Annotated in this window: 19 protein-coding genes and 1 tRNA gene; 14 read left to right on the forward strand and 6 right to left on the reverse strand. The window is 67.3% G+C overall.

What is annotated here, in order from left to right; all coding sequences use genetic code 11:
* Positions 1 to 17: 17 nt before the first annotated feature.
* The 3 genes from glgA (at position 18) to ACL9RL_RS12135 (ending at position 2498) form a co-directional block, all read left to right on the forward strand.
* Positions 18 to 1199, forward strand: coding sequence for a glycogen synthase (gene glgA, locus ACL9RL_RS12125; RefSeq protein WP_422780508.1), 1182 nt, complete (start codon positions 18 to 20; stop codon positions 1197 to 1199).
* Positions 1200 to 1292: 93 nt separating this feature from the next.
* Entirely contained in the window at positions 1293 to 2105 is an 813-nt protein-coding gene (locus tag ACL9RL_RS12130; RefSeq protein ID WP_422780509.1) for an ABC transporter ATP-binding protein, read from the forward strand.
* Positions 2106 to 2249: 144 nt separating this feature from the next.
* On the forward strand, positions 2250 to 2498 hold the full coding sequence (locus tag ACL9RL_RS12135) for a type B 50S ribosomal protein L31 (protein WP_422780510.1): 249 nt from the start codon (positions 2250 to 2252) through the stop codon (positions 2496 to 2498).
* An 89-nt stretch (positions 2499 to 2587) separates the two neighbouring features.
* Here the strand turns inward: ACL9RL_RS12135 and ACL9RL_RS12140 are convergent, their stop codons facing one another.
* On the reverse strand, positions 2588 to 3292 hold the full coding sequence (locus ACL9RL_RS12140; RefSeq protein WP_422780511.1) for a 3'-5' exonuclease: 705 nt from the start codon (positions 3290 to 3292) through the stop codon (positions 2588 to 2590).
* 68 nt (positions 3293 to 3360) lie between these two features.
* Positions 3361 to 5073, reverse strand: a complete 1713-nt coding sequence (gene treS / locus ACL9RL_RS12145) for a maltose alpha-D-glucosyltransferase (RefSeq protein ID WP_422780512.1) — start codon at positions 5071 to 5073, stop codon at positions 3361 to 3363.
* Between the two features lie 104 nt (positions 5074 to 5177).
* Here treS and ACL9RL_RS12150 point away from each other — a divergent pair, with 104 nt between their 5' ends.
* The gene (locus tag ACL9RL_RS12150) at positions 5178 to 6080 is read left to right on the forward strand and encodes an alpha/beta fold hydrolase (protein WP_422780513.1); all 903 of its coding nucleotides are present in this window, start codon (positions 5178 to 5180) and stop codon (positions 6078 to 6080) included.
* 63 nt (positions 6081 to 6143) lie between these two features.
* Here the strand turns inward: ACL9RL_RS12150 and ACL9RL_RS12155 are convergent, their stop codons facing one another.
* Entirely contained in the window at positions 6144 to 7037 is an 894-nt protein-coding gene (locus ACL9RL_RS12155; RefSeq protein WP_422780514.1) for a Sir2 family NAD-dependent protein deacetylase, read from the reverse strand.
* 120 nt (positions 7038 to 7157) lie between these two features.
* Here ACL9RL_RS12155 and ACL9RL_RS12160 point away from each other — a divergent pair, with 120 nt between their 5' ends.
* Together ACL9RL_RS12160 and ACL9RL_RS12165 are read left to right on the forward strand one after the other, a co-directional pair.
* Complete coding sequence (locus ACL9RL_RS12160; protein WP_422780515.1) at positions 7158 to 7967, forward strand: TrmH family RNA methyltransferase; 810 nt, start codon at positions 7158 to 7160, stop codon at positions 7965 to 7967.
* Between the two features lie 77 nt (positions 7968 to 8044).
* Positions 8045 to 9283: a D-alanyl-D-alanine carboxypeptidase family protein gene (locus tag ACL9RL_RS12165; RefSeq protein ID WP_422780516.1), complete on the forward strand. Its 1239-nt coding sequence runs from the start codon at positions 8045 to 8047 to the stop codon at positions 9281 to 9283.
* A gap of 74 nt (positions 9284 to 9357) precedes the next feature.
* Here the strand turns inward: ACL9RL_RS12165 and ACL9RL_RS12170 are convergent, their stop codons facing one another.
* Complete coding sequence (locus ACL9RL_RS12170) at positions 9358 to 10173, reverse strand: SGNH/GDSL hydrolase family protein (protein ID WP_422780517.1); 816 nt, start codon at positions 10171 to 10173, stop codon at positions 9358 to 9360.
* Between the two features lie 236 nt (positions 10174 to 10409).
* Here ACL9RL_RS12170 and ACL9RL_RS12175 point away from each other — a divergent pair, with 236 nt between their 5' ends.
* Positions 10410 to 12227: a DEAD/DEAH box helicase gene (locus ACL9RL_RS12175; protein ID WP_422780518.1), complete on the forward strand. Its 1818-nt coding sequence runs from the start codon at positions 10410 to 10412 to the stop codon at positions 12225 to 12227.
* Positions 12228 to 12331: 104 nt separating this feature from the next.
* A complete protein-coding gene (locus ACL9RL_RS12180; RefSeq protein WP_422780519.1) occupies positions 12332 to 12958 on the forward strand; it encodes a dihydrofolate reductase family protein in 627 nt (208 codons plus the stop codon).
* A 174-nt stretch (positions 12959 to 13132) separates the two neighbouring features.
* On the opposite strand, the gene ACL9RL_RS12185 is transcribed toward ACL9RL_RS12180, so the two are convergent.
* Positions 13133 to 13216, reverse strand: a tRNA-Leu gene (locus ACL9RL_RS12185).
* A gap of 115 nt (positions 13217 to 13331) precedes the next feature.
* Here ACL9RL_RS12185 and ACL9RL_RS12190 point away from each other — a divergent pair.
* From ACL9RL_RS12190 to ACL9RL_RS12205, 4 genes are all read left to right on the forward strand, one after another.
* Positions 13332 to 14657, forward strand: coding sequence for a M20/M25/M40 family metallo-hydrolase (locus ACL9RL_RS12190; protein ID WP_422780520.1), 1326 nt, complete (start codon positions 13332 to 13334; stop codon positions 14655 to 14657).
* A gap of 97 nt (positions 14658 to 14754) precedes the next feature.
* A complete protein-coding gene (locus ACL9RL_RS12195; RefSeq protein WP_422780521.1) occupies positions 14755 to 15609 on the forward strand; it encodes an undecaprenyl-diphosphate phosphatase in 855 nt (284 codons plus the stop codon).
* Positions 15610 to 15616: 7 nt separating this feature from the next.
* A complete protein-coding gene (gene mshC, locus ACL9RL_RS12200) occupies positions 15617 to 16888 on the forward strand; it encodes a cysteine--1-D-myo-inosityl 2-amino-2-deoxy-alpha-D-glucopyranoside ligase (RefSeq protein ID WP_422780522.1) in 1272 nt (423 codons plus the stop codon).
* A gap of 193 nt (positions 16889 to 17081) precedes the next feature.
* Positions 17082 to 18023 (forward strand): hypothetical protein, encoded by a 942-nt coding sequence (locus tag ACL9RL_RS12205; protein WP_422780523.1) that lies wholly within the window; start codon positions 17082 to 17084, stop codon positions 18021 to 18023.
* Between the two features lie 37 nt (positions 18024 to 18060).
* On the opposite strand, the gene ACL9RL_RS12210 is transcribed toward ACL9RL_RS12205, so the two are convergent.
* Positions 18061 to 18978, reverse strand: a complete 918-nt coding sequence (locus tag ACL9RL_RS12210) for a proteasome assembly chaperone family protein (protein WP_422780524.1) — start codon at positions 18976 to 18978, stop codon at positions 18061 to 18063.
* An 81-nt stretch (positions 18979 to 19059) separates the two neighbouring features.
* On the opposite strand from ACL9RL_RS12210, the gene ACL9RL_RS12215 reads away from it, so the two are divergent.
* Positions 19060 to 19752, forward strand: a complete 693-nt coding sequence (locus ACL9RL_RS12215; RefSeq protein WP_422780525.1) for an HAD family hydrolase — start codon at positions 19060 to 19062, stop codon at positions 19750 to 19752.
* Positions 19749 to 20846 carry a tRNA (adenine-N1)-methyltransferase gene (locus ACL9RL_RS12220; RefSeq protein ID WP_422780526.1) on the forward strand — a complete coding sequence of 366 codons (1098 nt, stop codon included), beginning with the start codon at positions 19749 to 19751 and terminating at the stop codon, positions 20844 to 20846. The genes ACL9RL_RS12215 and ACL9RL_RS12220 overlap by 4 nt, the downstream gene beginning before the upstream one ends.
* Positions 20847 to 20856: the final 10 nt, after the last annotated feature.

Genomic DNA, 20856 nt, shown 5'->3' on the forward strand with positions numbered 1-20856 from the left:
TGCACTAGCGTCGAGACATGCGAGTTGATCTTCTCACCCGGGAGTATCCGCCGGAGGTCTACGGCGGCGCCGGAGTCCACGTTGCCGAACTGGTCAAATCCCTCAGGACGGAGCTCTCCGTCACGGTCCGATGCTTCGGCGAGGACCGAGCGGAGCCGGACACGGTGGCCTACCGTCCGCCGACCGAGCTGATCGGCGCGAACGCCGCGCTGACGACGCTCGGAACCGATCTGGTGATGGCGCAGGACGTCGCCGGTGCAGACATCGTGCACTCCCACACCTGGTATGCCAACGGAGCCGGCCACATCGCCTCCCTGCTGCACGGTGTTCCGCACGTCATCACCGCGCACAGCCTCGAACCACTGCGGCCGTGGAAGGCCGAGCAGCTCGGCGGCGGGTATCGCGTCTCCAGCTGGGTCGAGCAGACCGCGTATGAGGGCGCCGCTGCGATCGTGGCCGTGAGCGACGGCATGCGCCGTGACATCCTGCGCTCGTACCCGCACCTCGATCCGCAGCGCGTCGGGGTGATCTACAACGGCATCGACCTGTCGGACTGGCAACCGAGGGAGGACGACGACTTCCTGCGCAGCGTCGGCATCGATCCGAGCCGCCCATCGGTCGTGTTCGTCGGGCGCATCACGCGCCAGAAGGGCCTGCCGTACCTCCTGCGGGCCGCGAAACTGCTTCCGTCGGACGTGCAGCTCGTCCTGTGCGCCGGCGCTCCCGACACACCGGAGATCCTCGACGAGGTCAAGGGACTCGTTGCGGAGCTCCAGGCCGAACGCTCAGGCGTCGTGTGGATCGATCGGATCCTGCCACGGCACGAGCTCTGCACGGTGCTCACGGCGGCCACGACCTTCGTCTGCCCGTCGGTGTACGAACCGCTCGGCATCGTGAACCTCGAGGCCATGGCGTGCGGTGTCGCGGTCGTCGGGGCCGGCACGGGTGGCATCCCGGAGGTCGTGCAGGACGGTGTGACCGGTCGCATCGTGCCGATCGATCAGGCCACGGACGGCACCGGCACCCCGCTCGATCCGGAACGATTCGTGCACGATCTGGCGGCGGTGCTGACGGAGGTCGTGTCTGATCCTGCGCAGGCTGCTGCGTACGGCGCAGCCGGCCGGCGTCGAGCAGAGACGGAGTTCAGCTGGTCGAGCATCGGCGCCCAGACCGCCGCGCTCTACCGCTCCCTGCTGTAGCCCGCGAACTGGCAGTCGTGGCTGGATCGGCACCTGCCGAAACGACCACGAGTGACAGCTCGCGGGCAGATCGGGGACGATAGGCTAGGAGTTATGCCGAGCGTGTTGCAGTTCTCCGACGTGTCCGTGGTCCGATCCCTCAACCCGATCCTCGACGGGGTCGACTGGGAGGTGACGGGGGACCAGCGATGGGTGATCCTCGGCCCGAACGGCGCAGGCAAGACGACGCTCCTGCAGCTCGCGGCGACGCTCATCCACCCCACGAGGGGCACGGTCACCGTCCTTGACGAACAGCTCGGCAAGACCGACCTCTTCGAGATCCGTCCGCGCATCGGCTTCGCCTCGTCCGCGATCGCCAAGCGCGTGCCGTTCGAGGAGACCGTCCTCAACGTGATCCTCACCGCCGCGTACTCGGTCACGGGACGCTGGGTCGAGCAGTACGACGACATCGACGTCAAGCGCGCCAACCGCGTCCTGGCCGAGTGGAACCTCGATCACCTGGCAGAGCGCCGCTTCGGCACACTGAGCGACGGCGAGCAGAAGCGCGTCCTCATCGCCCGCGCCATCATGACCGACCCCGAACTGCTGCTGCTCGACGAGCCGGCGGCCAGCCTCGACCTCGGCACCCGCGAGGAGCTCGTCGAGCTGCTCGGCGGGTACGCATCCGCCGACGACTCGCCGGCGATCATCATGGTGACCCACCACGTGGAGGAGATCCCGGTCGGCTTCAGCCACGTCCTGCTCCTCAAGGCCGGCCGCGTCGTGGCCGCAGGCCCCATCGCCGAGACCCTCACCGCAGAGAACCTCACCGAGACGTTCCAGCTGCCGATCGAGCTGACCGAGACGGACGGGCGCTACCACGCCCGCTCGGCCCGCGCCGGGCAGGCCGCCATCGCCGGCGTCTGACACACGTCCGCGAGTACAGCGAACACGCACCGAATCTGGTAATGTTGACAGCTGGCTCACGGAGCCGAAAGCTTCTTGCCCCGAACCCCAGGTTCACCGAAGGGTACGGGCGCCACCAACCAATCCGCTCAACAAGGACTCCTGATGAAAACTGACATCCACCCCACCTACGAAGCCGTTGTCTTCCGCGACCTCGCCTCGGGCTCGACCTTCCTCACGCGTTCGACCGTGTCGTCCTCCAAGACGATCGAGCTCGATGGCGTCACCTACCCGGTGATCGACGTTGAGATCTCGTCCGAGTCGCACCCGTTCTACACGGGCAAGCAGCGCATCATGGACTCGGCCGGCCGCGTCGAGAAGTTCAACCAGCGCTTCAAGGGCTTCGGCAAGTAGTCAGCCCCCACGCACAACGAAGAACGGCCCGATCCATGTGGATCGGGCCGTTCTTCGTTGTATCGGCAGTGTTGCCGGGTCTTGCGGGTCTATCGGATGGGCCAGCCGGTCTCAGCGGTGAACTCCGGGTCGCGGACTCGGCGCATGTAGGACTCGAAGTCCTTGGCCTGCTCTGCCGCCCATCCGATCTGGAGTTCGTGGAGATCTGCAGCCTCGAACGGCAGGTGCTCCGTGTGGATGCGCGCGATGGCCTGCGCGATCCGTCCGGCCGCGATGGCGTCGACGCCGGCGTCGTGAGCGCCGTCGAGCGGGACGCCGTAGAACTCAGAGACGAGGTTCAGCGTGCGCTTGCCCTTGCGGTACCGGTCGAGCTGCTTGTCGATGATGAGCGGGTCGATGACCGGGGAGGGCTCTGCAATCGACTCGATACCGTGCCGCACGGCCTCGTGGTGCAGGAGCGAGAAGTCGTACGGCGCGTTGTACGCCACGACGGGGGTGCCCGCATCGAGCAGCAGACGGAGCGTGGCGACGATCTCGCCGACGACCTCCTGGGCGCTCCGTCCGTCCCGCCTAGCGATCTCCGTGGTGATGCCGTGGACCTCGGTGGCGCGCTCCGGGATGTCGATGCCGGGGTCCGCCATCCAGGACCACTGCTCGACGACCTCGCCGCCGGCGCCGAGCACCCCGACGAATGCCGTGACGATACGACTCGATTCGACGTCGATGCCCGTCGTCTCGAGGTCGAACACCGCGAGGCGGTTGGTCCAGGTGGGGAGGGTCGTCTCGATATTCACGGTTTCACCCTACGGCGGACGGCCGACACACGGAGGATCCCGCCCGGCACGTCGTGTGCCGGACGGCCTCAGTACTGTTCGTGCCGGCCGATGTGCAGCCAGTAGAAGCTTTGCGTCGCGAGCGTCAGGGTGAGGACACCGTCCTCGTCCACACTCGGGAACGCGCCGCCGCCGAACAGGTCCTGCAGACGCGTATTCGCGAGCTCCGGAGCCTCGATCCGCACGCTGATCGGGTTGTGACCGAAGCTGAACACGCACAGCACGTCCTCCGGCTGGTCGCCGAAGTGCGTCCCGCTGCCCTCGTACGAGCGCACGAACGCGAGGACCGACTCGTGATCGGTCTGCAGGACCCGCAACGAACCGAGCCCGAACGCCGGGTGCGCCTTCCGCACGTGGATGACGTTCCTCACCCAGTGCAGCAGCGAACGCGACTGCGCCAACTGCGATTCGACGTTCACGACCGAGTAGTTGTAGACGAGCGACTGCACAACGGGAAGCGTGAGCTTGCCCGGATCAGCGGAGGAGAAGCCCGCGTTGCGGTCCGGCGTCCACTGCATCGGCGTCCTCGACGAATCACGGTCGTCGAGCCAGATGTTGTCGCCCATGCCGATCTCGTCGCCGTAGTACAGGAACGGGCTCCCTGCGAGGGAGAACAGGAGGGCGTGGGCGAGTTCAAGTTCGGCCCGGGAGTTGTCGAGCAGCGGTGCGAGCCGACGGCGGATGCCCACGTTCGCACGCATGCGGGGGTCGTACGCGTACCAGCCGTACATCGCCTGGCGATACTCCTCCGAGACCATCTCAAGCGTCAACTCGTCGTGGTTGCGGAGGAAGACGCCCCACCCGGCCCACGACGGGATGTCGGTGACCTCGGAGAGCACCCGGACGAGCTCGTCCGCCTGCTGGGAGCGCAGGGAGTAGAAGATGCGCGGCATCACAGGGAAGTCGAACGCCATGTGGCACTCCGGCTCCTCATCGGTCCCGAAGAACGCCGCGACCTCCTTCGGCCACTGGTTCGCCTCGGCGATCATGATGCGTCCCGGGTATTCGCGGTCGACCATCGCCCGAAGTTCCTTGAGGAACTCGTGGGTGGGCGGTTCGCCCTCTCCATTGCCCTCGTCCGACTCGTACAGGTAGGGGATCGCGTCGAGCCGGAACCCGTCCACGCCGAGATCGAGCCAGAAGCGGACGATGTCGAACACGGCCTCGTGGACCGCCGGGTGGTTGAAGTTCAGGTCCGGTTGGTGCGAGAAGAAGCGGTGGAAGTAGAACTGCCGACGCACGGGGTCGAACGCCCAGTTGGACTCCTCCGTGTCGGTGAAGATGATCCGGATGTCCGGCCACTTCTCATCGGTGTCGCTCCACACATAGAAGTCGCCGTAGGGTCCCTCCGGGTCGCTGCGCGACTGCTGGAACCAATCGTGCTGGTCCGAGGTGTGGTTGAGCGGCAGGTCGATGATGACGCGCATGTTCCGCTCGTGCGCCTTGCGGACCAGGTCCTTGAACTCGTCGATCGTGCCGAAGTCGGGCAGGATCGCCCGATAGTCGGACACGTCGTACCCGCCGTCGCGGAGCGGCGACTGGAAGAACGGCGGGATCCAGAGCGCATCGATGCCGAGCCACTGCAGGTAGTCCAGTTTCGAGGCGAGTCCCTGCAGGTCCCCAGAGCCGTCGCCGTTGCTGTCCACGTAGGCGCTCACGAGCACCTCGTAGAAGACCGACCTGCGGTACCAGAGGGGATCGCGGGTGAGGCCTGGCAGCTGAATGGGCGCGGTAAAGCTCACGTTCATCCTTTCGAATGCGCTTGTGGGGATGGGAAGACGACTCGTCGAGTCTACGGTCGGCTCCGCGACCGTGTACATACGGCTGCGCTGCCTAAACTGGTCGGATGCCAGTGGATTCTCCGTACGCCGACCTCCTCGATCGCATCCCCGTCCGGGAGCGTTCCGTCTCCGTGTTCGGGGTCGAGACGGCCTTCTGGGAGTACGGCGACACCGACGCCGCGACGACGATCATCGCAGTGCACGGCTTCCGCGGTGACCACCACGGACTCGAACCGGTGGTCGCCCAACTGGACGGCTTCCGCGTGATCTCGCCCGACTTGCCCGGTTTCGGGTCGTCGGCGGCGTTCACGGACCGGCCGCACGACATCACCGGGTATGCGGCCTGGCTGGAGGAGTTCATCCGCACGCTCGACCTCTCCGGACGGATCGTTGTGCTCGGGCACTCCTTCGGTTCGATCGTCGTGAGCGCCGCCGTCGCCGGCGGCCTGCGCCCGGACGACCTCGTCCTGGTGAACCCTATCGCGGCTCCGGCGCTCGAAGGTCCGCGCGGGATTCTCACGAGACTGGCAGTCTTCTATTACCAGGCCGGGGCGTGGCTCCCTGAGCGCCTCGGGTTCGGTCTGCTCAAGAACGGCGCCATCGTCCGGGTGATGAGCGTCACGATGGCGAAGACGAAGGAGCCGGAGCTCCGCCGATGGATCCACGACCAGCACGCGCGATTCTTCAGTGCGTTCGCGGACCGCTCGGTCGTCCTCGAAGCGTTCCGCGCATCGGTCAGCCACGACGTGAGCGAGTACGCGGCGCAGATCCCGACCCGGACGCTGCTGATCGCGGCCGAGCGTGACGACATCACCCCGGTCGCGGCGCAGCACGTCCTCGCGAAGAAATTCGCCGACGCCAGCCTCCACGTCATTCCGGGCGTCGGGCACCTCATCCACTACGAGGAGCCCGTCGCAGCCGCCGGGTTCCTGCGCGACTTCCTCGCGGAGGAGTCGACGGGCGCGTAGTCGCGCCTCGGCCGACTGCACGGTCGGCTCCGCCGGTCGGCTCCGCCAGTCGGCGGAACAGGCTCAGGCGTCTGTCGCCCCTGAGCCGATGACCGAGGTGAACGACGCCGGCAACAACGCTTCCGCGAACGTCGTCAGCGTCTCCGTCGTTCCGGCGTCGATCTTGACGTTGGCACGGGAGTCCGCCTTGGTGACACCACGGTTCACGACCACGATCGGCAACCGCCGACGCCTGGCCTGCTCGAGCAACCGGATGCCGGAGTTGACGACGAGCGAGGAGCCGGCGATGACGAGGGCCTCCGATGAGCGCACGAGCGCGGACGCTTCCGCGAACTTCTCTGCCGGGATGAACTCGCCGAAGAACACGACGTCGGGCTTCAGCATCCCGCCGCACACGGAGCACACGGGAACGACGATCTCGTCGACGCCGCCGACCTCCGCGTCACCGTCGGGGTTGATGGTCACGTCTGCCGTGGTGTCGAGCCACGGGTTGAGCTCTGACATCCGCACGGCGATGCTCGATCTCGCGTACGTCTGTCCGCACGTCAGGCAGCTGACCCTGTCCATCGAACCGTGCAGGTCCACAACACGCCTCGATCCGGCACGCACGTGCAGGCCGTCGACGTTCTGGGTGATGACGCCGGAGAGGATCCCGGCCTCTTCGAGCTCCGCGATCCGCCGGTGCCCCTCGTTGGGCCTGGCTCCGTCGAAGCGCTTCCACCCCAGGTGGCTGCCCGCCCAGTAGCGCTTGCGGGCTGAGTCGTTCGTGAGGAACTGCTCGACGGTCATCGGCGTGCGTTTTGGTGCGCCTTTGCCGCGGTAGTCCGGGATGCCGGAGTCGGTGCTCACACCCGCCCCCGTGAGCATGATGAGACGCTTGCCCCGCAGGAGGTCGACCGCCTGCTCCGTCGCGTGACGAGCCGCCTGCTCCTCGTGGACATCGACGGGTGCGATCATGGCCTCCTCCAACCGGTGCGGACGCCGGCCCGCACACCTGAGTGTAAACGGCCCGCTTTTCGGTTGTGTTCCCGGCTCTGGCAAAGTAGGACGTCTACGTCGCAGCCGAGAGGATGACCCATGCGCACGATCCGCATCACCGATCTCGAGGATGAACGACTCGCCGACTACTCCAGACTCACCGACGTGGCGCTGCGGCGCGTGTCCGAGCCGGAGGGCGGGCTGTACATCGCAGAATCGACGAAGGTGATCGAGCGGGCGTTGCGCGCAGGCCACATCCCGCGCTCCGTCCTGGTCCAGGAGAAGTGGCTCACGGACCTCGAGGAGTTGCTCGGCGATCTGGACGTGCCCGTGTTCGTCGGCGAACCATCGTTGCTCGAGCAACTCACCGGATTCCACCTGCACCGAGGCGCCCTGGCGTCGATGCACCGCCCTGAACTCCCGGACCCGCGTGAGCTCCTGCTGAACGCACGACGAGTCGTCGTCCTGGAAGACATCGTGGACCACACGAACGTCGGTGCGATCTTCCGTTCGGTGGCCGGCCTCGGCGCCGATGCGGTCCTCATCACGCCCCGGTGCGCGGATCCGCTCTACCGCAGGAGCGTGCGCGTGAGCATGGGCACGGTCCTCCAGGTGCCGTGGACGCGTCTGCCGGAGTGGGACGAGGCGAAGTCCATCCTCGCCGATGCCGGATTCTCGGTCGCGGCGCTCGCCCTGTCCGATCAGGCCGTCGACCTGGACACCTTCGCGGCGACGGCCCCGGAGCGTCTCGCGATCGTGCTCGGAGCGGAGGGGGACGGCCTGAGCCAGAGGGCGCTCGACGCCGCTGACACGATCGTGACGATCCCGATGCTGCACGGCGTCGACTCACTGAACGTCGCGTCGGCGAGTGCTGTCGCGCTCTGGGAGCTGCGCACGCGGACCCCGTGACACGTGCGCGCGCAACCGTGAACGGATGTGTCGTGGCACTCAGCAAACCGAAGGCTGTCCGCCGGTAGCATTGCCGGGTGCCACTCACGAGACGTCAGAAGTTCCGCCGCCGCCGTCTCGCGTTCGGCGGTGCAGCGCTCGCGATCATCATCGTGTTCGCGTACGGAGCCATCTCGCTCGGACGGAGCGTCCCTGCTGCCGCCGCGACGATCGATCAAACGGCGACCAGCACGATCAGCCAACCGAAGACACAGGTCGACTGGCCATCGTTCGGACGCGGGGCCCTCGGCGCCGTCGGCTTCGACGGCCTGCTGAGCACAACCGGCGACCAGACGCCGTTCCCCATCGCGAGCCTCACGAAGACGATCACCTCGCTCGTGGTCCTCGACAAGAAGCCGCTCGCCGCGGGGGAGAGCGGACCGAACATCACGCTCACGAGCGCCGACGTCGGGTACTACTACGACACGATCGCCGAGGACGGTTCGGCCGCACCGGTCGTCGCCGGGTCCGTCTTCACCCAGCGGCAGATGTTCGAAGCACTCCTGCTGCCGTCAGCCAACAACTATAGCATCTCGCTCGCCGTCTGGGCGTACGGATCGGTCGACGCGTACCTCGATGCTGCGAAGATGTGGCTCGCAGCCCACGGACTCACCGGCACGACCGTCACCAACACGAGCGGCATCGGACCGACCAACAAGAGCACCCCCGCCGACCTGATCACGATCGGCAAGCTCGTGCTCGCGAACCCGGCGCTCGCGAGCATCGTCTCGGAGAAGTCCGCGATCCTGCCGGCCATCGGCGAGGTCGACAACACGAACGCGCTGCTCGGAACCCACGGCGTCACCGGCATGAAGACGGGAACGGACGACGAATCGGGCGCCTGCCTGCTCTTCTCCGCCGACATCCCCGTCGGCGGCCGCACCGTCACGATCGTCGGAGTCATCCTGGGCGCGGACGACCACACGGTGCTCGACGAGGCCGTCGTGAAGCTCCTCGCGAGCATCCCTGCGGGTTTCCATGAACTGCAGCTGACGAAGGCCGGCACCTCCTTCGGGACATACTCGTCCGAGTGGGGACGATCGGCCCGGATCCTGGCAGGCAAGGACGCGTCAGCATTCGTCTGGCAGGACACCCCCGTTACCGTGAAGGCTCAGGCGCGTCCGCTCTCCGCAGGTTCCAAGGGCTCTACGGTCGGCTCCGTGCACTACGAGATCGGTGCGGGAGCAGAGGGCGGAGCGACCACGGTGACCGTCCCGCTCACGCTGAGCGCCGACATCGCCCCTCCCACCGCCTGGTGGAAGCTCACGAACCCGTAACCCGCGTCGCGGTTCCACGCGCCGCGATGGGTGAGCCCGCGTCGCGCAGAACGGTCGAATCCGTCAGTCGAGCGTCACTTCACGTCGTCGGCGTCCAGCGCCGCCTCGACATCGAGTCGCAGCGGACCGGCAGTCGGACGCTTCGCCGTGATGTGGTCCCCTGAGGACTGGTGACGGATGCGTCGCAACACCCAGGGGACGAGATACTCCCGCGCCCAGACGAGGTCCTCGGAGCGGGCCTCGCGCCATCTCACGCTCGGCAGAGGCTCGGGCTGCAGCGGCTTCAGGTCGTTCTCGACGTTCAGGGCCGCGAGGACCATACGAGCGACCTCGTGATGGCCGAGCGCGTTCAGGTGCAAGCGGTCGGGCGCCCACATCCGCGGGTCCTGGATGGCCTGCAGCGACCACTGGTCGGCGACGATGCAGTCGTGGCGCGAGGCGATGGCACGCAGGTTCTCGTTGTAGATCGCCACCTTGCCGCGGATGCTCCGGAACACGGGGGAGAAGCCGACGTCGACGCCAGTGAAGAGGACGACGGTCGCACCGTCGCTGCGCAGCCGTTCGATCGCGCGCTCGAACCGCGCCGCGATGTCGTCCGGATCCGTCCCAGGGCGGATGACGTCGTTCCCGCCGGCCGAGATGGTGATGAGGTCCGGGCGGAGTTCGAGGGCCGGCTCGACCTGGTCGTCGAGGATCTGCTGCATCAGTTTCCCCCGTACGGCGAGGTTGGCGTACGCGAAGTCCGAAGTGGCGCCGTCGAGGACCTCCGCGACGCGGTCGGCCCATCCTCGATGACCGCCGGGGACGCCGGGTTCAGGGTCGCCGATGCCCTCGGTGAACGAGTCGCCGATCGCGACGTACCTGGACCAGGGATGCAACCGACCAGCCATGCATTGTCTCCTTCTCAGTGCGCAGATGCGCGCCGGATCCGACCGTCACGGCCGACATCGCCTGGAGCACATCGCCACGGTTCAGCGTACGCCACGGCTCATCCGAGATCACCCCGAACGCTGCCAGAACCCACTCGTGTCGGATAGCCGGGCCTTCCCGCGTGCGATCGGCCGGGGCATGTTCCAGCACGGTCGACGGACTCAGTGTCGGTGGAGTTCGGGTAGATTGGACTCCAGTGAACGCGGAATCTGCATCAACCCCCAATCTGGGCTCGTCCGCAGCCGAACACCTCTCACCCGCCTTCCCCGAGCGTGCCGCCTGGGGTACGGCGAGCAAGCTGCGTGCGTGGCAGGCCGAGGCCCTCGAGTCCTACTTCTCCAACGAACCACGCGACTTCCTGGCAGCCGCGACGCCAGGGGCAGGCAAGACGACCTTCGCGTTGCGTCTCGCATCCGAGCTCCTCCACCGCGGCACGATCGATCGGATCACGGTCGTCGCACCCACCGATCATCTGAAGCGCCAGTGGGCGGAAGCCGCTCACCGCGTCGGCATCAGACTCGACCCCAATTTCGCGAACCGCGACAGCGTCTTCGGCCGCCACTTCCACGGCGTCGCCATCACCTACGCCCAGGTCGCAGCCAACCCTCCTGTCCACCGCAACGTCACGGAGTCCGGCCGCACACTCGTGATCCTCGACGAGGTGCACCACGGCGGCGACGCCCTCAGCTGGGGCGACGGCATCCACGAGGCGTTCTCCCGCGCAACCAGGCGACTCTCGCTGACCGGGACGCCGTTCCGCTCCGACACCGCGCCCATCCCGTTCGTGGTGTACCAGCCAGACAGCCAGGGCATCCGCACCTCCGTCACCGATTACAACTACGGCTACGGACGGGCACTCGCCGACGGCGTCGTCCGCCCCGTGCTGTTTATGGTCTACGCCGGCCACATGCGCTGGCGGACCAAGGCCGGCGAGGAGATGGAGGCCAGGCTCGGCGAAGGCAACACGAAGGACATCACCTCCGCCGCGTGGCGCACCGCACTCGACCCGCAGGGCGACTGGATCCCTGCCGTCCTGAAGTCGGCGGACCTCCGCCTCTCCGAGGTGCGCCACGGCGTCCCGGACGCCGGCGGGCTCGTCATCGCGACCGATCAGATGACCGCACGCGCGTACGCGGCGATCCTGCACGAGATCACCGGAGAGGCCCCGACCGTGGTCCTGTCGGACGAGAAGGAGGCGAGCGATCGCATCGCCGACTTCTCCGGCAACACCAAACGATGGATGGTGGCCGTGCGCATGGTGTCCGAGGGAGTCGACGTCCCGCGGCTCGCCGTGGGCGTCTACGCGACCTCGGCGGCGACGCCGCTCTTCTTCGCACAGGCGGTCGGACGGTTCGTGCGGGCGAGGCGCCGAGGCGAGATCGCGAGCATCTTCCTGCCCAACGTGCCGAACCTCATGGCGCTTGCGGAGAAGCTCGAGCTCGAACGCGACCACGCGCTCGACCGTCCGGCCGACCCTGACGCCGAGGGCGACATGTTCAACCCGGAGGACGCGATGTCGGCGGCCGCCGAGCGCGAGGACAAAGCCTCGGATTCGCTCCTCGACGAGTTCGAATGGCAGGCGGTATCCTCCAACGCCCACTTCGACCGGGTCGTCTTCGACGGCGCCGAGTTCGGAGAGCTCGCCCAGCCAGGCACCGAGGAGGAGTTCGACTTCATCGGCTTCCCAGGGCTCCTCGAACCGGAGCAGGTCCACGAGCTGCTCGTGCAACGACAGTCGAGGCAGGCCAAGCGCGGCGCGTTCGTCGACCCGAACCAGTCGTCGCCCGGCGGCGATGCCGACATCCCAGCGCCCCTGTACCGGACGCTCAAGGAGCAACGGAGCCTGTTGAACAGCCTCGTCGGCCTGTACGCGAAGCATACGAAGGAACCCCACGGCATCATCCACGCCGAGCTGCGCCGCGTCTGCGGTGGACCGGCGGTGCCACAGGCGAGCGTGACGCAGTTGCAGTCGCGCATCGAACTGCTGCGACGCCGACTGGGCCACGGACACTAGAACCATCCGTCCCCACTCGCAAGCCCTGTTCGATCGCACGTCGCCGTGACAGCCTCGGAGTGATCCCGCCGCGGCTGCGGCGGGCCAGAGGACGGAGCACGGACATGGGACTCATCCACATCGACCTGTTCACCACACTCGACGGTGTCGCGCAGGCGCCTGGCGGACCCGAGGAGGACCCTGAGGGCGGCTTCGCGTTCGGGGGCTGGCAGGCGCCGCTCACCGATGAACTGACCGGCGAACAGATCGGCGCCGGGATGGAGGGCATGGACGCGCTGCTGCTCGGGCGCAGGACGTACGACATCTTCGCGTCGTACTGGCCGAAGATCGACGGGGGAGTCGACGGCGGGATCGCGGACCTCTTCAACCGCATCCCGAAATACATGGTCTCGCGGGAACCCCGTCGTCTGGAGTGGGATCGATCGACGCAGCTGGGACCGGACGTGGCCGATGCCGTCGCCGGCGTTCGCGATCGACACGAACACGTCCACGTCATCGGCAGCCTCGATTTTGTGCAGACGCTGCTCGCCGAGCAGCTCTTCGACCGTCTGACCCTCTGGGTGTACCCGATCCTCCTCGGCCGGGGGAAGAAGGTGTTCGCCGACGGCGCCGTACCGACCAACCTGCAGCTCATCGCGCCGGTCGTCGCGTCCCCGAAAGGAGCCGTGATGCTCCGGTACGGATTGCTCGATGGAACACCGGCCGTCGGCGACATGGGGGAGCGGGACTAGCGCGCCGGAGCAGCACATGCCGGCAACGGCATATTTCTTCGTGTGACATACGAAGAAGGCCCCGAGAAGAATCTTCTCGGAGCCTTGTTCGATCGTGACGGCACATCCCAGAACACTGGGAAGACAAGAACGGCCGGAGCTTTCGCTCCGGCCGTTCGCCGTCTCAACACGGTGTGCGCGAAGGGGGACTTGAACCCCCACGCCCGTTAGGGCACTAGCACCTCAAGCTAGCGCGTCTGCCATTTCCGCCACCCGCGCGTGTTGTGATTGTGTTTCCGACTTCCGCCGGGCACGAGATAAGAGACTAGCACGGATTCGGACGCGTGTAGAACGCACGTGACTCCCGCGCGTGTCGAGCGGGTACCGTGGGGATATGACGACTGGATCCGCTCCGCAGCCGACCGACGAGAATCTCGATGAGACCACCCGCATCGCGCGCGACCTCATCCGTATCGACACCACCAACTACGGGGAAGGCAGGTCGGAGGGGGAGACAGAAGCAGCAGAGTACGTCGAGGCGTATCTGCAAGGCCTCGGCCTGAAGCCGGCGCTCTACGACGCGGCTCCGCGTCGCACGAGCGTCGTGGCACGCGTTCCCGGTCGAAACCGCGACAAGCCGGCACTCGTTGTGCACGGGCACCTCGACGTGGTCCCGGCCGACCCGACCAACTGGAGCGTCGACCCGTTCGGCGGCGTCATCTCCGACGGCCTCCTGTGGGGGCGGGGCGCGGTCGACATGAAGAACATGGACGCGATGATCCTCGCTTCCCTTCGCGACATCCTCGACGCCGGCCAGCAGCCGGAACGCGACCTCGTCATCGCCCTCTTCTCCGACGAGGAGAACGGCGGCGTGTTCGGCTCACACCACCTCGTCGAACACCACCCCGAGCTCTTCGCAGGCGCGACGGAGGCGATCAGCGAGGTCGGCGGATACTCGATCACCTTCAACGGGCAGCGCGCCTACCTCCTCCAGACGGCGGAGAAGGCGCTGCTCTGGATCAAGCTCGTCTCACGCGGGCGTGCAGCGCACGGATCCAGGTACATCAAGGACAACGCGGTTACGAAGCTCGCTGAAGCGGTCGCAGCGCTCGGCCGGACCGACTGGCCCATCAGGCTCACCGGGACGACGGAGCAGTTGCTGGCCGAGATCGCGGCCATCCTCGGCGCCGACCCGCAGCAGGTCGGACCGGACGAACTCGCCATTGCGACGGGGACCGCTGCCGGCTTCATCCAGGCATCCCTCCGCACGACGAGCAACCCGACACTCCTCTCCGGCGGATACAAGCACAACGTCATCCCGGACACCGCGGAGGCGCTCATCGACATCCGCACGCTCCCTGGCGATGAGGACGCTGTGCTCGCGCGCGTGGCGGAGATCGTCGGCCCCGACATCGAGATCGTGGTGATGCACCGCGACATCGGCCTTGAGACGCCGTTCTCCGGTCCGCTCGTCGACGCCGTCGTCGAGACGCTCGGCAAGCACGACCCAGGGGCGCCAGTGCTGCCCTACATGCTCTCCGGCGGAACCGACAACAAGGCGCTGTCGACCCTCGGGATCAAGGGATACGGCTTCGCCCCGCTCAAACTGCCCGAAGAATTGGATTTCCCTGCGATGTTCCATGGTGTCGACGAGCGCGTTCCCCTCGACGCGCTAGTGTTTGGCAAGCAGGTCCTCACAGAGCTGCTCCTCGGCTACTGACCGGCGCCTCCCAGCCGGCGGCTGGGCCCCACCCCGTTGAACTACGACCGCAAGCCGCTCGGCCTCTGACCGCCCGAGCGGCCCAAGAAAGTTGCGCATGGACCTCCTCAACGCCATCATCCTGGGCTTCGTGCAGGGACTCACCGAGTTCCTGCCCATCTCGTCGAGCGCCCACGTGCTCATCGTCGGACGCCTCCTCGGCACCGGCGACGACCCGGGTGCCCGATTCACGGCGATCACACAGATCGGCACCGAGCTGGCCGTCGTCCTGTTCTTCTGGCGGGACATCGTCCGGATCATCGGATCATGGGCGAAATCCCTCGTGGGCAAGATTCCCAGGAACGACCCCGATGCGCGCATGGGCTGGCTCATCATCATCGGTTCGCTCCCCATCATCATCCTCGGCCTCCTGTTCAAGGATCAGATCGAGACGACGCTCCGCAACCTGTGGATCACGGCCGCGATGCTCATCGTGTTCGGCATCCTGCTCGGCATCGCCGACATGGTCGGAGCCAAGAAGCGTCGTCTGAAGAACCTGACCTACGGGCACGGCGTGGTCTTCGGCGTCGCCCAGTCGCTCGCCCTCATCCCGGGCGTCTCCCGCTCGGGCGGAACCATCACCGCCGGCCTGTTCCTCGGCTATGAGCGCCGCGCCGCTGCACGATACGCGTTCCTGCTCGCCATCCCAGCAGTCTTCGGCAGCGGGCTGTACCAGGTCTACAACGCGATCAAGGACCCGTGCCTGCCCGGTGCGACCGGTTGTGTGCCGGAGGTCTTCGGACCGTTCGAGACCCTGGTTGCGACCGTCATCGCCTTCGTCGTCGGCCTCGCCGTCATCGCGTTCTTCATGAGCTACATCTCGAAGCGCAGCTTCCTGCCGTTCGTCATCTACCGGATCCTGCTCGGCATCGCCCTCATCGTGATGCTCAGCACCGGCCTGCTGAAGGCGTAGCCCGCACATGGAGTCCTGGAGCCGTCCCGACGTCCCCGTGCTGCCCGGACAGGGCAGCACCCCGAAGATCTGGTGCACCGCCAGCGCGACGCTCGTCGAAGCATCGGCGGATGAGACCGCGCGGCTGTACGTGTGCGGGATCACCCCGTACGACGCGACCCACCTCGGTCACGCCTCCAGCTATCTCGCCTACGACACGCTGCAGCGGGTCTGGCTGGATGCCGGCTACGAGGTGCACTACGCGCAGAACATCACGGACGTCGACGACCCGCTCCTCGAACGCGCGAACGCGACGGGTGTCGACTGGCGCGAGCTTGCCGAGAGCCAGGTCGCACTTTTCCGCTCAGACATGCAGCACCTGCGCATCCTGCCGCCAGAGGACTACGTGGCCGTGACCGAGGTCATCGACCCGATCGCATCCGCCGTCGAGATCCTGCGTGAACGCGGACTCGCGTACCCGGTGGACACGCCGGACAGCGCGGCAGGGGACGACCTCTACTTCGATGTGCGCGCTGCGGCGGACGACGTCTGGCACCTCGGGGCCGAGAGCAACCTCGACGACGTGACGATGGCCGCATTCTTCGCTGAGCGCGGGGGAGACCCCGACCGTCCTGGGAAGCGCGATCCGATGGACCCGCTGCTCTGGCGTGCGGCCCGTGACGGTGAGCCGAGCTGGCCGTCCATCGTCGGCGAAGGCCGGCCAGGCTGGCACATCGAGTGTTCAGTCATCGCCCTGCAGCACCTCGGTTCGGACTTCACGGTGCAGGGAGGCGGATCCGATCTGGTCTTCCCGCACCACGACATGAGCGCCGGTCACGCGGCAGCGCTGTCCGGACGGCCGCTTGCGAAGGTGTTCAGTCACGCCGGCATGGTCGCCTACGAGGGCGAGAAGATGTCGAAGTCGCTCGGGAACCTGGTCCTCGTCTCCAAGCTCGTCGCCGCGGGCGTCGATCCGCGTGCCATCCGTCTCGCGATCCTCGACAACCACTACCGCTCCGACTGGGAGTGGGCCGACGGGCGCCTCGATGCTGCCGTCGCCCGCCTCGCCGCCTGGACAGCCGCGTTCGGGCCGGCCACCACCGGCGACGCAGCGGCTGCTGTGTCCGACGCCGTTTCCGGGTCAGCCGAGACGCTGCTCGCCGCGGTACGCACCCGTCTCGCCGACGACCTCGACACCCCGTCGGTCCTGGCGCTCCTCGATGCGGCCGCATCCACCGGCGTCGACGACCCGGCTCTCGTGCGCACCCTCATCGACGCCTTCCTCGGCGTCCGCCTCTAACCCTCTCTGCCCGCGAACTGTCACTCGTGGCGGTTCCCAGCCGCTGAGACCAGCCACAACCGACAGCTCGCGAGCTGTCGGTTGTGGCTGTTCCGGCCTCCCCTGAACAGACACAAGTGAAAATTCGCGGGCAGGGACGTCGGGGTGTGGAGAACTTTGACGGGGGAGGGCCGACTTCGGGCAGGTTTGGGGGATGCGCCGACCCAGACCACTTCCAGCGCCCCTCACCGACCGGGCGTTCACGACCACCGATGCCGCACGGCACGGCGTCTCCCGCTCTCGCCTCAGGGCGTCGGACCTGTCCCATCCGCATCGTGGCGTCATCGCGCCGATCGATGCTGGTGACGTCCACTCGCGCGCATCCGCGTACGCTGTCCTGTTGCACGACGGCCAATTCTTCAGTCACGCCACCGCCGCATCATTGCACGGCCTGCCCGTCCCGAACCGGCTGCGCTCAGGACCGATGCACGTCGCCTCCCTCGCCCCCGCTCGCGCGCCGCGTGCGCTCGGGATCACGGGGCATCAACTCGACGGCACACATTGGGAGATCGTGGTCGTCGATGGCCTCCCCACCGTCACTGCGGTCGATGCATGGTGCCAGCTCGCGACTCGGCTGACCGAGGCGGAGTTGGTGATCGTCGGCGATGCATTGCTCAGGCGGAAGCATCCGCTCGCCACCCGGAAGCAACTCGTGCGCGGACTCGCGCGGATGAACGGGCGGCGCGGAGCGAAGAAGCTGCGTCGTGCGTACGAGCGCGTCCGCGAGGACACGGACTCCCCGAAGGAGACCGAGTTGCGCTTGGCGATCGTGGATGGCGGCCTCCCCGAGCCGATCGTGAACGCACCGATCTTCGACGCGTTCGGTCGGTTCATCGCGCTCGGCGATCTGGTCTACACGGCGCAGATGGTCCTCGTCGAGTACGACGGCGAAACACACTTCACCGATGAAGCAGCCGTGATCCACGACATCGATCGGCTGGACTCGGTGGTCGCGGCCGGCCGGCGGGTCATCCGGGTGAACCGTTCCCACTCCCTCGACCCGGACGGGCCGGTCATCACCGCGATCCGCGAGGCGCTGAGCTCACGAACTGGCAGTCGTGGCGGAAAAAAGGGTCGTCAAACCAGCCACGAGTGACAGTTCGCGGGCAGGGCCGGGAGGAAGGGAAGGAGGGTCAGTCCTTGCGACGGAAGTCGTCGGGTTTGTCGTCACGGCGGAGATAGCGTTCGAACTCCTTGGCGATGGCCTCACCACTGGCCTCGGGGGACTCGACCGTGTCCCGCGCCTGCTCCAGCTGCCGGATGTAGGCGGCCATGTCCTCGTCGTCGGCTGCGAGCGTGTCGATGCCGCTCTGCCACTCGCCGGACTCCTCGATCAGCTGGCCCCGGGGGATCACGACATCGATGAGCTCCTCGAGCTTGTCGATGAGCGCGAGCACCGCTTTGGGCGACGGAGCGCTGTGCACGTAGTGCGGCACGGAGGCCCATACCGACAGTGACGGGATGCCGCGCTGGTCGGCCGCGTCGGCCAGGACGCTGAGGATGCCGACCGGCCCCTCGTAGCTGCTGCGTTCGAGCTGGAATGCCTGACGCAAGCCCGCGTCCTCACTCGAAGCGAACACCGAGATCGGCCGCGTGTGCGGGACGTCGGCCAGCATCGCGCCGAGCATCACGAGTGCAGTGATGTCGTTCTCGACCACCACCTGCATGATCTCGTCGACGAACGCCTTCCATCCCCGCGACGGTTCAGCTCCGATGAGCACGTACACGTTCGAGCCGCCGTCGGCGCTCACGTGCAGTTGCGCGTCGTCCGCGAGCGGCGTCGCCGGCTTCACCGCGTCAGGGGAAGGACCGGAGATCGTGGCGCCGGGCCAGACGAGCTTGCGCTTGCCGTCCTCATCGGTTCCGATGGTGGGCCGGTTGAACTGGTAGTCGTAGTACCGCTCAGGGTCGATCTCGAGGATCGGCTGGAGTTCAAGGGACTCCTGCAGCACCTTGACGGCACCGCTCGCCGCTTCACCCGCGTCGTTCCAGCCTTCGAAGGCCACTACGAGCAGGCGACCGCCGAGCGGACCTTTCGACTCATCGCTCACGTTTCACTTCCTCGATCCGGGGAACCTCCCCGAGCCGTCCTTCCAGGATAGGCGCTCGCAGACCCGGTAGCATGAGAACCCGTGACCAGTCTCCTCCCCGCCGCCGTCCTCTGGGACATGGACGGCACCGTCGTCGACACCGAGCCGTACTGGATGGAAGCGGAGACCTCGCTCGTCGAATCCTTCGGCGGCACCTGGACCCACGACGACTGCATGACGCTCGTCGGATTCGGTCTGTGGGATTCCGCCGCGGTCCTCCAGGGACGCGGCGTCGACCTCGGTGCGGACGAGATCGTGACCCGGCTCACCGACCGCGTCCGCGAACTCATCGACGAACGCGGCGTGCCGTTCCGTCCCGGAGCGCAGGAGCTCCTGCGCGAGCTGAAGGACGCGGGCGTCAAGACGGCGCTCGTCACCATGTCGGTGCGAGCCATGGCAGAGGAGATCGTGAGCGGCATCCCGTTCGACGCATTCGACTTCATCGTCCCAGGAGACGAGGTCTCCGCCCCCAAGCCCCACGCGGCCCCGTACCTGCATGCTGCAGCGCTGCTCGGCGTCGACGCGGCCGCCTGCATCGCGATCGAGGACTCACCGACGGGCCTCGCATCCGCCGTCGCGGCGGGAACCATCGCGATCGCCGTACCCCACGCGATCGACATCGCACCAGGACCAGACCACACCACGTGGACGACGCTCGAAGGGCGTCGCCTCACCGATCTCTCCGCACTCGCGGCGGATCGCCAGAACCAGGAAGACGAGGCAGCACGCCGATGAGCGCCAGCCACCAACCCCAGAACAGCGGGCCGTTCCGCGAGGGCGACCGCGTACAGCTCACCGGGCCGAAGGCCAGGAAGAACACCATCACGCTGGAATCCGGCAAGGTCTTCCACACGCACAGCGGGATGATCGACCACGATCAGATCATCGGCCTCCCTGACGGCAGCGTCGTCGCGAACACCGTGGGCGTCGAGCACCTCGCCCTCCGCCCGCTGCTCGTCGACTTCGTGATGTCGATGCCGCGCGGCGCCGCGATCATCTACCCGAAGGACGCGGCCGAGATCATCGGCCAGGCGGACATCTTCCCCGGAGCAACGGTCGTGGAGGCCGGCGTCGGATCCGGAGCCCTGTCGCTCTGGCTGCTGCGCGCGATCGGCCCGTCCGGCACGCTGCAGTCCTTCGAACGACGTGACGAGTTCGCCGACGTCGCGCGCGGCAACGTGAAGACCTTCTTCGGATACGACCCGGAGAACTGGTCCGTCACGGTCGGCGACCTGCAGGAGACGCTCCCGATCACGGCGCCCGCCGAGTCCGTCGACCGCGTCGTGCTGGACATGCTCGCCCCCTGGGAGTGCCTGGACGCAGCCTGGACGGCGCTCAAGCCGGGCGGGGTCATCCTCTGTTACGTCGCGACCGTCACGCAGCTGTCCCGCGTCGCTGAGGCCATCCGCGCCACCGGCGGGTTCACGAACCCGCAGTCGAACGAGACGATGATGCGCGGCTGGCACGTCGAGGGCCTCGCGGTCCGCCCAGACCACCGCATGATCGGTCACACCGGCTTCCTCATCACGGCTCGGAAGCTCGCGCCGGGGACGATCCTCCCTGAGCTCAAGCGTCGTGCGTCGAAGTCCGATTTCAGCGATGAGGACGTCGAGTTGTGGACGCCGGGCGCGCTCGGCGAACGCTCCACGAGCGCCAAGGTCCTGCGGAAGCGGGTCCGCCTCGCCGAAGCCGGCGCACAGGCCTCCCTCGCCCGCGACCTCGGAAGTGGTCCGGCGGACGACGACACGGAGCAGGCGGAGGACGCCCCCACCACGGCTGCGGACGGCCGGCAGGGCGACGCGGACGAGCCTCACACTTCCGTCCACTAAACTGTGCGAC

This window comes from Plantibacter sp. Mn2098, assembly GCF_049319745.1.
Classification (GTDB): domain Bacteria; phylum Actinomycetota; class Actinomycetes; order Actinomycetales; family Microbacteriaceae; genus Plantibacter.